Below are 13,522 nucleotides of genomic sequence, written 5' to 3'. Positions count from 1 at the left end.
GTGTCTTGCTTCAGCCAGAGGCTCGGTGATCGCCCAAAGAGACTTCCATGCCCCGCTATAGGCTTCTGGTCGAGTACGACGGCCGGCCGTACAACGGTTTCCAGGCCCAGGGCGACCAGCCGACGGTGCAGGCATCGATCGAGCGCGCCATCCTGGGCTTTAGCGGCCAGGCTTTGCGGCTGACCACGGCGGGACGGACCGACACCGGCGTCCATGCTACCGGCCAGGTCGTGACATTCGATCTCGACAAGGATTTCAAGCCCGCCACGGTGCGCGATGCCATCAACGCCTATCTGGCCGCCGAGCCGATTGCCATCCTCGAGGCCGAACAGTGCGACTCCTATTTTTCGGCGCGCTTTTCCGCGACGGGGCGGATGTATCTTTACCGCATCCTCAATCGCCGCGCGCCGCCGGCGATCGATCGGGGCCGGGTATGGCATGTCAAGCGGCCGATCGACGTCGGCGTGATGGTCGAAGCCGCCAAATGCCTGGTCGGCTCGCACGATTTTACCACCTTCCGCCACGTCGCATGCCAGGCCAATTCGCCTGTCAAGACGCTCGATATCGCGCGCGTGGCCGAGGTTGGTGGCGAGATTCACCTGGTCTTCGCCGCGCGCTCCTTCCTCCACCGTCAGGTGCGTTCGATGACGGGAACCCTGGTCGAAGCCGGCATCGGCCGCTGGGCGGTTGGTGACGTGAAGAAGGCGCTGGAGGCGCGCGACCGCCAGGCGTGCGGCCAGGTGGCGCCGGCCGACGGCCTCTACCTGACACACGTAACCTACGACGAAGAGCCGAATTTCGAGAAATACGCCTCGATCAAGGCCGAATAGGCGTCGGTCAGGGCGTTCAGGTCGTCCACCGCCACGCATTCGTTGATCTGGTGCATGGTCTGGCCGACCAGGCCGAATTCCAGCACCGGGCACAGGTTGCGGATGAAACGCGCATCTGATGTGCCGCCGGTCGTCGAGCGGTCGGTTTCGACGCCGAACTGAGCTTTTATTACGTCGGCGACCAGATCGACGAACGGACCGGCCTCGGTCAAGAAGGCCTCGCCCGAAATCGCGCAGTCGCAGCGGATAGTCGTGCCGGTCTTTTCGGCGAAGTCCGCCGCCAGCCCTTCCATCCAGGCTTGCAATTCCACGCCTGTATGGGCAGGGTTGAAGCGGATATTGACGCGGCCTTTTGCGTCCTGCGGAATGACATTGGTCGCCGTATTGCCGGTGTCGATCGTGGTGATTTCCAGGTTTGACGGCGGGAAGGATTCGAAGCCGGCATCCAGTTCGCGCGCCTTCAGCGCCGTCATCAGGTCGACCAGCACGGGCAGGGGATTGAGCGCGCGCTGCGGATAGGCGACGTGGCCCTGCTTGCCGGCGACGGTGAAGGTGGCGTTGATCGAGCCGCGGCGGCCGACCTTGATCATGTCGCCCAGTTGCTGCGACGACGAGGGTTCGCCGACGATGCAGTGATCGATGACCTCATTCTGGCTCTTCAGCCATTCGACGACCTTGATGGTGCCGTCGGTCGCGATGCCTTCCTCGTCCCCGGTAATCAGAAAGGACAGGGTTCCCGGCACGTCTTCGAAGCGCGACACGGCGGCCATCCAGGCGGCGATAGCGCCTTTCATGTCGACGGCGCCGCGGCCGATCACAGTGCCGTCGTGAATCTCGGCGCCGAACGGATCGTAACGCCACAGGCTGCGCGTGCCGCCCGGCACGACGTCGGTATGGCCGGCGAAACAGAGGTTGGGGCCGCTGGTCCCGCGGCGGGCATAGAGGTTCTCGATCTCGCCGAAGCGCAGGCGGATGCAGGCGAAACCCAAGGCCTGCAAATGGTTTTCCACCACATCCATGGCGCCGGCGTCGGCGGGCGTGACGGAGGGGCGGGCGATCAGGGCCTGGGTGAGGGCGACGGGGTCGAGCTTTGCCATGCCAATTCTGTAAAGCCTTGAAGCCGTACAGGAAAGCGTAAAATTCTACTTGGCTTTGCCGAACTGGCCGAGGTCGTTCAGGATTTCGTCGAGATTGATCGGCACATCGAGATAGAGCTCGATCGGCGTGCCCGAGGGCAGCTTGATCGGCTTCTGCATCCACTTGCCGCCGACATAGTCGGACAGGCTGACCGTAGCCTTCTGGGTCTGCGGCGGGTCGAACCGGCCCTTGATATGGAAGTTGAGGTCGAGCTTGCCGCCGGCCGCCGAATTGATCTTCGCGTCCAGCTTGTCGTAGCTGAGATGCTCCATGGCCTGGAAGGCCAGGTCCTGGAACGGATTGAAATCGGGCGCGGGGGCCGAGCCCGCCGCCTGGTTATTGCTGGCGGCCAGCGAGCCTGTCGCCGAGACGCCTGTAACGGCCGAACGCAGGATCGAGATACGGCCCGGCGCATCGGCGGCGGCGGATCCGTCAGCGAAGGTGATATGGCCGCCGAGGATGGTGAAGGGGACGCGGCCGGTCAGCTTGCCGTTGAAGGTCATGGACTGGCTGAGGCCGGTCGTGGCGACGATGGCGCCGAAATCGAGGCCGTTGAAGCTGACGGCGCCGGCGATCGGCGACGTCCCGTCGAGCGGCAGGACCGTAGGCTCAAGCGTCAGCGGACCGCCGGGGCTTTCGACCGAAGCGGCTTCGACGGCGATGCGGTCGGCCTGGAACTGGATACGCAGGTTGAGGTCATGCAACGGCACACCCAGCTGCATCTGCTTGATCGAAATGACCTGGCCGGGCTCGCTTTGCAGCGGCGCCAGCGAGGTAAAGACGACGCGGCCGTTCAGGCCCTGCGACACGCCGGTCGCGCCCGTATAGTTTATATCGGTGGCGGTCAGCAGGCCGTGGCTGCCGGTCTGCTCACCCGCCCAGTCGAAGCTGCCGGTAAAGGCCGCATGGCCGCTGACGTCCTTGGCCAGAATGCTGCCGGCGATCGGACTGAGGTCGTCCGGCTGCAGGCCGTCCTTGGCGAAGGTCAGATAATCGTGCGTATCGAAGCTGAGGCTGCCGCGGCCGGACTTCACGTCGTTGTCGAGCGCGATGGTCGCGACTGGTTGCGCCTTGCCGGAAACCGGCACCGACGCGGTCAGGCGGCCGGTCAGGGCCTTGCGGTCCTGGGCCAGCGTGCCACCGAGTTTCATGGCGTTGAAACGGCGCTGGTCGTCGGCCATGGCGTCGGTGATCGTCGCCGTATCGAGCGCTAGCTTCATACCCAGCGCGTCGCTGTCGGCCTGCGAAAAGACCTCGAACCGGCCCTGACCGCCGCTGAGCTTGATCTGTTCGGCGGGCGCGGTCAGCGACAGGCCGGAATAGAGCCCCGACGCGTGCCAGCCGGCCGGGTTGGCGGTGAACAGGGCGCCACCCGTCTGCGATACGGTGCCGGTCAGGCTTTCGATATGGTCGCCCAGTTCGGCCGACGCCACCGTGACGGTGGCCGGCGCATCGAGCGTGACGGCGAGGCCCGTTTCCGGCGACGCGCTGAACTGGCCGTGGGCGTCGAGTGCGACGCCCGACACCGGCGCGGTGCTGAAGCGCGTCGATACGGCATAACGGCCATACAGCAGGGATGTATTGCGCGGATCGTAGCCGAAATCGCTGACATCGAGCTTGAGCCTGGGCAGGTTGGACCCGTCGAGCGCCAAGGCGAAACCGCCACGCGCATTGGTCGAAATCAACGGCTTGCCGGCGATCGGGGCAATGATCATGCGGCCGCCGCCATTCAGTTGCGCCTCGGCCGAGCCGTTCAGGCGCACGTCATAATGCGGTGTGGCGCTGGCGCCGGTCATCAGCACGGTTTTCAGCCCGCGCACGCGAATGGCGAAGCCCTGGAAGGCACGGTCCATGGCGACGACGGCATCGTCCTTGGGCGCCTTCGGATCCTTGCGGTGATCGGCGGCCAGGCTCGACAGGCCGGCATAGCTGGCGGTACCCGAGATGTCGCTGGTGACGGTCGACGTCCAGTCGCCGTTCTCGCCATGCGCATTGCCGGTAAAGGCGACCGCGGCCGCACTGGCGCTGATATCGCCCGCCGTGGCGCGCGCCGCTTTCAGGCTGCCCTTGAATTCGCTGTGCGCCGTGTCGGCTTCCATGGCGAAGGCGAATGTGCCGAGATCGAGATGGCCATTCTTTACTGCAATATCGCCCTGGCGCAGCGCGGCCAGATCGCCGGTCATGGCTCCGGTCATGGCGACCGAAAGGCCTTTGTCGGTATAGCCCGCACGCAGGCTCAGGGCCGGGGCATCGAACTTCACGCTCTGGCCTTCGAGATTGCCGCTGCTTAAAGCGTCGGCGCGCGCAATCAGGCCGGAGGACCCGTCATAGGCCAGCCCCTGTTTGGTGCCGCTCAGATTGCCGTTGAAGGTCAGGCTGGCGTCGAAGCCGTTGGCGACCGCCATCGGGCTTTGCAGGCCCATGACGTGCGCCGAAAGAGTCCCGGCCAATGGACCGGTCAATGTGGCCAGGCCGACAGCGCCGCTGCGATAGGGCAGGCGGGCATCGAGCGTCAGGCCGACACCCTGGACGTGCAGGTCGGGATGGTCGCTGTCCTCGACGACGCCGTCGCCGCCGCGCACGTCGGCGTCGGTGATGTCGAAGGCGGCATGAACTTCCAGCTGGTCGCCGGCAACGGCCTTGGCAACGACGCTGCCGTCACGGATTTCACCGGCCCCGCGCGGGCCGTTGAACTGCGAGGCGGGCAGGCTGAGGCTCAGATAACGGATGCGGCCATCGGCGACGGTCAGGTTGCCGCGCGTCTTGACGACGCCGTAATCGGTGGTGACCAGCAGGCTGACATCGTCGAGCTGGATCAGGCCCGGCGGCGGCGCGCCCGTGGCCGGTGCGTTCAGCGCATTCTGCACCAGCTTGTCGAGGCTGCCGAAATGCAGGCGGCCGTCCTTGAGCACCAGGGCGACCAGCGGGTGGATGGCGTGCAGGCGGTTCAGCCGGATCAACGGCTGGCCGTGGCCCGCGAACAGGTTGAGGCTGTAATCGGCGTCGAAATGCTCGACGCTGACGTCGGGGTGCGCCTCGTCGCCGATCAGGACGTGGCCCGAGACGTGGCTGAACGACAGGGTGTCGAACTTCACCCTGGCGGTAACGCCCTGGCCCTTCAGCCATTCACGGGTGAATTCGGCGGCGATTTCCTTGCGGGCGGCAACCGCGACGATCGAGACGGCGGCCGTGCCCCACAGGGCGATCCAAAGCCAGCTGGAGGCGCGGATGCCGCCTTTACGCGGCGGCGTCTTGCCGCCCTTCTTGCGCGGCGGACGCGGATTGGGCAGGCCGATGCCGTCGTCCCCGTCTTCGGGGGCGCCATCGGGCCGGGTGACGCGAAGAAAGCTGTCGCTCCCGCCCATTTGTGCGGGGAACCAGAGGGCTTCGTCGTCGCCCATCACGTTCTGTGTGGGACGGTTTTCAATCATCGCGCGTCTGGCATTTCGATTCGGGACGGGCTTCTGCTCGCATCGTGTTCAGCCTCCCACTATGACCGAAACCTGTTAAAATTTGTGGACAGCTTGAAAAACTTTTTAAGCATAACGCCGGTCGCGGGCCAAAATCGGTCCGGAAAGGCGGTCTGTGACGCAAATTTTGCGTGCGTCATCGTTTGGCCGCGATTTTTCTTATTTATGCGTCGCTTACCAAAACGATGCCCTTTCGTCCGCAGCCGGACAAAAGCCGTTAACCTGTCATTAATGCCTTTTAAGGCCGATGTTAACAGTTTTTCGGTTAATAGCTGCGCGAAGACCCGGCCCCGAAGGCAGAAAAATCTGCCTCATTTTCGCCTTATTCCGGCGTATGCAGGGGCCTTCCGCTTAATCGAGACTCACGGTACCGGTTGGCGAATGTAGTCGGATGAAGCTCATCCGGGGCTCAAAACAGAGCTGGAACAAGACGTATATCTACCTGCACCGCCGTGTTGCGTTTTTGGGCGGAAGTTTGAAGAACAGCGGATTTCCCGTCGAAAGTACCGGGAACGCCGCATGCGTTTGAAGACCCTTGCCGTTGGCCGAGAAACGGCCAGCCACCGACGAACAGGATGTAACTCGCGTACCATGGCCCAACTCGACCCACGCCGCCAACCGGTCCGTCTGACGCCGATGATCTTCGCATCGGCGACCGCGTTGACGATTGGAACCCTGCTGTTCCGCGTGCTCACGCCGCTGCAGGGCGATGTCAAGCCGCTCGATCCGGCGACCGCGATCGCGCTTGAAACCCAGGCCTATGCCGAAGCCGCCGCGCGTCCGGGCTACAGCCAGCCTGTCGATGTTCCCATTTCCCTGAAGGCCGGCGAAAGTCTGGCCGACGCCGTGGTCCGCGCCGGTGTAGCGCCGAACGAAGCCAAGGCTGCTGCCGATCTTTTGTCCAAGGCAGTCAATGTCAACAGCGTGAAGGCCGGCATGACGCTGGAAGCCGCCATCGCCAAGCCGTCCGACGGCGACGGCCAGGCGCAGCTGCTGGGCCTGACCCTGCGCACCGGCCCGGCCAAGCAACTGACCCTGACGACGACGCGTGACGGCGCCATGCGCATCCGCGCCCTGGAAGAATCGGTGCGCGACGAACGCCGCGTCGCCATTGGCACCTTCGACGGCTCGCTCTTTACTTCGGCTGCGGCGCTGGGCGCCACGCCGGCCCTGACCAAGCAGGTCCTGTCGCTGTTCCAGCACAAGGTCGACTTCGAACGCGACATCCAGTCGGGCGATACCTTCAAGCTGGTCTTCGATCGCAAGGTTACCGAAAGCGGCCGCACGGTCGAAGCCGGCAACCTGCTCTATGCCGAAATCGAAGCCAAGGGCGGCACCGACCGTTTCTATTCGTACCAGCCCAAGGGCACGAACGAGATCCAGTTCTTCGACGAGACCGGCAAGAACATCCGCGGCTTCCTGCTGACCACCCCGGTCTACGGCGCGCGCATTTCGTCGACCTTCGGCATGCGCTTTCACCCGATCCTGGGCTTCAACAAGATGCATACCGGCATCGACTTCGCCGCGCCGATCGGCACGCCGATCCTGGCCGCAGGCGACGGGGTCGTCGAGGACGCCAAGTGGTGGGGCGGTTACGGCCGCTGGGTCCGTATCGGCCACAACCGCGACTGGGAAACGGGCTACGGCCACATGTCGGCGATCGCCGTGCGTCCCGGCCAACACGTGACGCAGGGGCAGGTCATCGGCTATGTCGGCACGACCGGCCGCTCGACGGGCCCGCACCTGCACTTCGAAGTGTGGCACGATCATACGCCCATCGACCCGAAAAGCGCCAAGGTGCCGGAATCGAACCTGCTGCAGGGCACGGACATGGTCGCCTTCCGCGCGCGTAAGCGTGAGATCGACACCATGATCGCCATGGCCGACGTCAAGCGTTCGGACGACAAGTCGCAGACTGAAGCCCTGGCCATGAAGGCCGGCGCCTATCATTACGAACACGACGATGCCACGGCGCGTCCGATGGCCCTGGCCCAGACCGAACCCAGTCGCGTCCGCGCCAACACCCTCATGCCCCTGCGTCCGGCGCTGTCGTCGACGCGCGGCATGAAATAACGCTCTTTCCGTTCAGCCCCGGTTCAGCCTATATCTGCGACTATCGTTTATGAGGTCACGGGATAGGAGCGATCCATGAAGCAAGCACTGGCCGCCGTCGCGGCGACCTTAAGCCTGGCGGCGTGCACGCCGTCGGTCAATGTCAATGTCAACCTGGCGCCCATCTACGCCAAGCTTGATGTCAACGTTAAGGTCCAGCTCGATCAGGACGTGAAGGCCCTGGTCCAGCAGAACCCGAACCTGTTTTAAGGAGGGCTGAACCATGAAAACCCTGTCTGTCATGAAGATTGCCCTGACCGCGCTGATGATCGCCGGTTCGGGCGTTGCCGCCACGGCGCTGATCGCCACGCCGGCTTCGGCCGATGTCGCGACGTCCAAGGCGCTGGTCGACGCCGCCAAGGCCAAGGGCACGGTCGGCGAACAGTCCGACGGCTTCCTGGGCTTCGTCCACGGCGCCGGCGATGCCGGCCTCAAGGCCGCGGTCGACGAAATCAATGCCGGCCGCCGGGAAGTCTACGGCCAGGCCGCCGCCAAGAACGGCGTTTCGGTTGACGCCGCCGGCCAGTCGGCCTTTACCAATGTCATCTTCCCTAAGCTGTCTGCGGGACAATATTACCGCGACGCCTCGGGCGCGTGGAAGCAGAAGTAACTGTACCATAGTGAATTACGATTAAGCCCCCGGTGACCTGGTCGCCGGGGGCTTTTCCTTGTGTGGAAAGGTGTTCACGCTTTCTTTGCCGGTGGCCCGTATCGTGCATCGGCGTTGCCCAAGTCTCGTTCCGGGACCGGCAGGATTGACTATGACCAAAGATCTCTTGAAGCCCCTGACCTCGCTGCGGTTCTTCGCCGCCCTGTGGGTCGTGCTCTATACCTATATCAAGGAGCTTCATCCGCCCGTGCAATTCGGGCTGATCGACAAGGGCTATCTGGGCGTCGACCTGTTCTTCGTCCTGTCGGGCTTCATCCTGTCCTACGTCTATCTCGAGGATTTCGGGCGCAAGCAATTCGACTATCGCCAGTTCGTCATCCATCGCCTGGCGCGCGTCTATCCGCTGCATATCGCCACGCTGCTGTTCACCCTGCTGCTGATCGGCGCGGCGGCCATCAAGGGCGTGCAACTCGATCCCAATGCCGCCAACTGGTCGGCCCTGCCGGCGCACCTGCTGCTGATGCAGTCCTGGGGCCTGGCGCCGACGGCGGCGTTCAATCATCCGTCCTGGTCGATCTCGGCCGAATGGTTCGCCTACCTGACCTTCCCGGTGACTGCGACCCTGGCGTGGCGTCTGCGGGAACGCCCGATCCTGGCTGTGGGCCTGGCCGCGGCCTTCCTGATCGGCCTCAATCTCGTCTTCAGCGCGGTGGCCAGTTTCAACCTGACGCACGCCACCTTCCAGTGGGGCGCGCTGCGAATCGTTCCGGCCTTCCTGTTCGGCGCGTCGCTGTATCTCGCCTGGCGGGGAGGGGCGGTGGCCAGTCCGTGGATCGCCCGCTTCGGCACGGCGGCGGCCAGCCTGATCGTCGTTGCGGCGGCCAGCTTCGGCGCCGACAAGCCCCATATCGATGTCCTGATCGTCCTGGCGCTGGGCCTGATGATTCTCTCGGTCGGCGGCCTCGACCGCGACCGCCCGGGCATCCTGTCGTCGAAAATTCTTGTGTACTTGGGTGAAATTAGCTTTGCCACGTACATGATTTATGTGCCATGGAAGTGGGTATTCCTGAAGGCAGTCCATGCCGTCCTCAATCTGGGCGATGAAGGCCTGCCTTTCACCTGGTGGTTTGCCGGGTTGATTGCCCTGGTGCCGCTGTCCATGCTGGCCCACCATCTGGTCGAGCTGCCGTTCAGGCGAATTGTTCGCCGGTGCGGCGAGCAAATGGTTAACAAACTGGGTTACAAGCTCGCAAAACAGCGTTAATTTTTTTACGCCCATCACGCGAATGGCACTTTGAAATTTTATTTTTCTGTTGTACCCACGTCACAGGACTAACAGTGACGGAGTATGAGTGCATGCGGAAAACCTTGTCGGCGTTGATTTGTGCCGTAACCACCCTTTGTGCCGCCGGTTCGCTTGAAGCGAAGACCACGACCCACAGAACGACCAAAATCTCGGCCGAAAAGGCAACTTCCAGCAGCCCGTACTTACAGTGCGTGACCTTCGCACGTCAGCTCACCGGCATGCAGATCTTCGGTGACGCATGGACCTGGTGGGAAAAAGCCACCGGCAAGTATGACGAAGGCCAGACGCCCAAGCCGGGCGCGGTGCTTGTGTTCAAGTCGCAGGGCAAGATGAAGCTGGGCCACGTCGCCGTGGTGTCGCAGATCATCACCGATCGCTACATCCAGATCACCCACGCCAACTGGTCGCCGGTCAACGGTCACCGCGGCCGCGTCGAAGACCACGTCAATGTGCTGGACGTGTCGGACAAGGGCGACTGGAGCAAGGTCAAGGTATGGTATGGCCCGTTGAACGACCTGGGCACCACCGTCTATACGACCTACGGCTTCATCTATAATGCCGGCCAGCTGCAGCAGGCCAAGATCGAGCAGGTCCCGGCCAAGCCGCTGGAACGCGCGCCGCTTCAGGTCGCCGCCAACACCCAGCCGGCCGAACTGCCGACCGACCTGCGCCAGGCCCTGACGCCCGCCAACACCGCCGTGGCCGTGCGCCCGGTCACCGTGTCGGCCCGCGTCACCGGCACCTCGGCCAAGGAGCTGGTCGCCAAGCTCGACTCCAGCGTCGACGCCACGCGCAACGCCAGCAAGGACATCGACCTGCACAATGTGCGCGGTAGCGCCCAATAATTGACGACAGGCCTTTTTCAGGCTCATTTCGGCGCCGGTGAGATCACTCACCGGCGTTTTTGATTCGGGGGCACGGCATGCTGACCATCCACACCTGTAGTCCGTCGGCGCGCCATCCGGTGACCGACGCCGGGCACGGGCCGCTGCACGCTCTCCATTACACGAATCACGGCGTCGAGGTCGGTGAGCACGCCGTGTGGATCGACCTGCTCAATCCCACCCGCGACGAGGAGCTGAGCCTTGAGGAGCGCCTGGGCGTGCTCCTGCCGACGCGCGAGGACATGGACGAGATCGAGACCTCGAGCCGCCTCTATATGGAGGAGGGGGCGGCCTTTATGACGGCGCTGGTGGCCTTTTTCGGCGGCCAGGAGCAGTTGCAGACCGGGCCGGTAACCTTTGTCCTGACCAAGGGGCGGCTGGTCACCATCCGGTATGTCGACCCGGCCTCGTTCTCCATCTTTGCCGAACATATCGAAAAGCAGCCGGTCCTGTGCGCCAGCGGCGCCATGACATTTCTCAACCTGATCGACGTGGTGATCGACCGGACGGCCGACCTGATCGAAAAGGTGGCGGGCAATATGGACGCCCTGTCGCGCGCCATCTTCCGGCCGCGCCGCCAGGAAAAGCTGGAGACCATCCTGAACCAGCTCGGCCGCGCGCAGAACGACATCGCCAAGGCGCGCGATTCGCTGGTATCGCTGGCGCGGCTGACAGCCTTTGCCGTGGGGCTGGAGCGCGAAGCGACAGGCCTGAAGGGCGAGGATGCGCGCGACTGGCACGACCGCCTGCGCACCATGGGCCAGGACGTGACGTCACTCAGCGACCACGCCTCCTATGTCACCGGCAACATCACCTTCCTGCTCGATGCGGCGCTGGGGCTGATCAATCTCGAGCAGAACAATATCGTCAAGGTGATCTCGATCACCTCGGTCATCTTCCTGCCGCTGACATTGATCGCGTCGATCTACGGCATGAATTTCGAAGCCATGCCGGGGCTGCACAATCCTCAGTCGTTCTGGATCGTCGTGGTGCTGATGCTGGTGATCACCGGCGCCCTGCTTTGGGTTTTCCGCAAGTTCCGCTGGATCTGATCAAAGGCGGGTCTCCGAAGGCGCAGGCTTCGGCAAGGGCGACGGCCCGCCGCGCACTGTCCTCAAACAGCGCAGGACAACGCTTCGTGGTGCGCAATGTGTCCAAAAAGTGCGTCACACTTTTTGGATCGCGCTCTAGCGTTCAGCTAAGGTATAATTCGCGCCCTTGTCTTTAACGTTGTCGGCGGTCACGCCGATCATGCGGGCGCGCGTCAGGTCGGCATTGACGAAGCTGGCGTGGTTGAGCACGGCGCCCGTCATGTCGGTGCGCAGCAGCCGCCCGCCGCCGAGGTCGAGCGGCCCGAGGTTCGCCCCTTCCAGGTCGGCGTGGTTCAATTTGGCGCCTTGCAGGCGCGCGCCGCGCAGGTCGGCGCCCTTCAGGTTGCAGCGGCGCAGGTCGGCATTGACCAGGTTGGCGCCCTGCAATTCGATCCCGCTCAGATCCAGCCCGACGAACACGCTTTCGGCGGCGTCGAGTGTCGACAGGGAACGTTTGCGCATGTCCAGGACAAGACGGAAATCGACGCCGTTCAGCGACTGGCGTGTCCCCTTGGCGCCGCCGGTGCGCACCCAGGCTTCATGATGGCCGAGCACGGTATCGAGCGGTTCGTCGTCGATATAGACGCTGATCGGCGTTGACAGGATGTCGGCCGTGTCGGCCTCGCTGAGATTGCAGCCGGCGGTCGCCGTATCGACCATGATGGCGCCGCGGAGCGTCGCGCCGGTGACGTCGGCGCCCGACAGGTCGGTGCCGTTGAGGACGGCGCCGTCGAGATTGGCCTTGCGCAGCTTGGCCTGCGACATGATGGTGCCGGTCAGGTTGGCGTCGCTGAAGTCGGTCGAGATGGCGGCCGTGCCGATCATGCGCGCACCGGACAGGTCGGCGCCGCTCAGGATGGCGTAGTCCAACTCGCCGGGCTTGCGCTCGTGCTTCATCAGGCGCAGGCCCTGCTTGTCGTCCTTGAAGGCGATCTGGCCTTCGCGCAGGTCGGCCCCGATCAGCGAGGCGGCGGTCAGATTGGCGCCGCGCAGACAGGCGCCGCGCATATCGGCGCGGTCGAGACGAGCAAAGCGCAGGTCGGCATTGCGCAGGTCGGCGCCGAACAGGTTGGCGCGCATGAGGATGGCGTCGCGCAGGGATGCGCCATACAGCCGGGCGCCGGTCAGGTTGGCGTCGCTGAGGTCGACGCCTTCCAGCTTCATGTCGGTCAGGTCGATATAGCTGAGATTGGCGATGCGCCCCCCGGCCTTCTGCGCCTTGAACATGGCGTGCAGGTCCAGGATGTTGCGCAGCGAAACCGGATCGATAAGCTGAAGTGTGGCGGCAGTCATGAGCGCGGCGGTTGAGAAGGCATCTATTAAAACGTTTGCACGAGTCGCGCGTTAAAGCGAGCTCGCTCTGTTTGCGCCGGTAACCCTAACAAAGTGTGATCGCAATTCGCGTTTCAGCCGGAAACGGTATTATTTTGCAATATCAGCTGTCCTTGCCGCACGCCTGGCACAGGCCGCGAGCTTCCAGCGTGATGCGATTGACCTTGAAACCGGCCTCGGCGGCGCGGCTGTCGACGGCGGTAAGCGCGGGCAGGGCGATCTCGACGCTCTGGCCGCAGCAGTCGCACAGCAGGAAGCCCGCCGTATGACCTTCGCGCGCGGCGTGGTCACCGGCGCCGCAAGCCACAAAGGCGTTGAGGCTTTCGATGCGGTGAATCAGACCCATCTGTTCCAGGAAGCTGAGCGCGCGATAGACGGTCGGCGGCTTGGCCGCGCCGTCGGGATGGAAGCGGTCTATGACGTCGTAGGCCTTGACCGGCGCCGACGCTTCGAGGATCAGCTCGTACGTGCGCAGGCGCGACGTCGTCATGCGTTCGCCGGCTTCGGCGCACATGGCCTGGGCTTCGGCGAGACGCGCCGCTGTATTCCCCGGTGCCGGGGTGTGATCATGATCGTGGTGGCCGCAAGCGTGACTCATGCTCTTAAATTAGGGTGCGGCGGACGATTTCGCAACCGGCAATCCATTGCGGCCCGATATGGGCAAAAAATGTAATAATGTATCATTTCGCTATTGACGGGCGTTACAATATTACATACTCGTTTCGCATACGCAGCATCGCCAAGCCTCCG

General features: G+C 63.8%; 11 protein-coding genes. 7 read left to right on the top strand and 4 right to left on the bottom strand.

Features of this window, described 5'->3' with window-relative positions; all coding sequences use genetic code 11:
• The first annotated feature begins 47 nt into the window (after positions 1–47).
• Positions 48–830, top strand: coding sequence for a tRNA pseudouridine(38-40) synthase TruA (gene truA / locus AB8717_RS16465; RefSeq protein ID WP_443748400.1), 783 nt, complete (start codon positions 48–50; stop codon positions 828–830).
• Here the strand turns inward: truA and dapE are convergent.
• On the bottom strand, positions 779–1,927 hold the full coding sequence (gene dapE, locus AB8717_RS16460; RefSeq protein ID WP_443748399.1) for a succinyl-diaminopimelate desuccinylase: 1,149 nt from the start codon (positions 1,925–1,927) through the stop codon (positions 779–781). The two genes, truA and dapE, sit on opposite strands and share 52 nt — an antisense overlap.
• A 45-nt stretch (positions 1,928–1,972) precedes the next feature.
• Positions 1,973–5,398, bottom strand: a complete 3,426-nt coding sequence (locus tag AB8717_RS16455) for an intermembrane phospholipid transport protein YdbH family protein (protein WP_443748398.1) — start codon at positions 5,396–5,398, stop codon at positions 1,973–1,975.
• A 630-nt stretch (positions 5,399–6,028) separates the two neighbouring features.
• Between AB8717_RS16455 and AB8717_RS16450 the strand changes: the two genes are divergently transcribed.
• From AB8717_RS16450 to AB8717_RS16425, 6 genes are all read left to right on the top strand, one after another.
• Positions 6,029–7,510, top strand: coding sequence for a peptidoglycan DD-metalloendopeptidase family protein (locus tag AB8717_RS16450; RefSeq protein WP_443748397.1), 1,482 nt, complete (start codon positions 6,029–6,031; stop codon positions 7,508–7,510).
• Positions 7,511–7,585: 75 nt separating this feature from the next.
• Complete coding sequence (locus AB8717_RS16445; RefSeq protein ID WP_443748396.1) at positions 7,586–7,759, top strand: YnbE family lipoprotein; 174 nt, start codon at positions 7,586–7,588, stop codon at positions 7,757–7,759.
• A gap of 13 nt (positions 7,760–7,772) precedes the next feature.
• Positions 7,773–8,159: a YdbL family protein gene (locus AB8717_RS16440; RefSeq protein WP_443748395.1), complete on the top strand. Its 387-nt coding sequence runs from the start codon at positions 7,773–7,775 to the stop codon at positions 8,157–8,159.
• A gap of 151 nt (positions 8,160–8,310) precedes the next feature.
• On the top strand, positions 8,311–9,423 hold the full coding sequence (locus tag AB8717_RS16435; RefSeq protein ID WP_443748394.1) for an acyltransferase family protein: 1,113 nt from the start codon (positions 8,311–8,313) through the stop codon (positions 9,421–9,423).
• Positions 9,424–9,656: 233 nt separating this feature from the next.
• Positions 9,657–10,310: a CHAP domain-containing protein gene (locus tag AB8717_RS16430; RefSeq protein ID WP_443748393.1), complete on the top strand. Its 654-nt coding sequence runs from the start codon at positions 9,657–9,659 to the stop codon at positions 10,308–10,310.
• 77 nt (positions 10,311–10,387) lie between these two features.
• On the top strand, positions 10,388–11,401 hold the full coding sequence (locus AB8717_RS16425; protein WP_443748392.1) for a magnesium transporter CorA family protein: 1,014 nt from the start codon (positions 10,388–10,390) through the stop codon (positions 11,399–11,401).
• 135 nt (positions 11,402–11,536) lie between these two features.
• Here the strand turns inward: AB8717_RS16425 and AB8717_RS16420 are convergent, their stop codons facing one another.
• The gene (locus AB8717_RS16420) at positions 11,537–12,733 is read right to left on the bottom strand and encodes a pentapeptide repeat-containing protein (protein WP_443748391.1); all 1,197 of its coding nucleotides are present in this window, start codon (positions 12,731–12,733) and stop codon (positions 11,537–11,539) included.
• 142 nt (positions 12,734–12,875) lie between these two features.
• The gene (locus AB8717_RS16415; RefSeq protein WP_443748390.1) at positions 12,876–13,370 is read right to left on the bottom strand and encodes a Fur family transcriptional regulator; all 495 of its coding nucleotides are present in this window, start codon (positions 13,368–13,370) and stop codon (positions 12,876–12,878) included.
• Between the last annotated feature and the right edge of the window lie 152 nt (positions 13,371–13,522).

This window comes from Asticcacaulis solisilvae (assembly GCF_052327315.1).
In the GTDB taxonomy this organism is placed as follows: domain Bacteria; phylum Pseudomonadota; class Alphaproteobacteria; order Caulobacterales; family Caulobacteraceae; genus Asticcacaulis; species Asticcacaulis solisilvae_B.
Note: the sequence above shows the minus strand (reverse complement) of the source record. Positions and strands in the feature narration are given on the sequence as shown.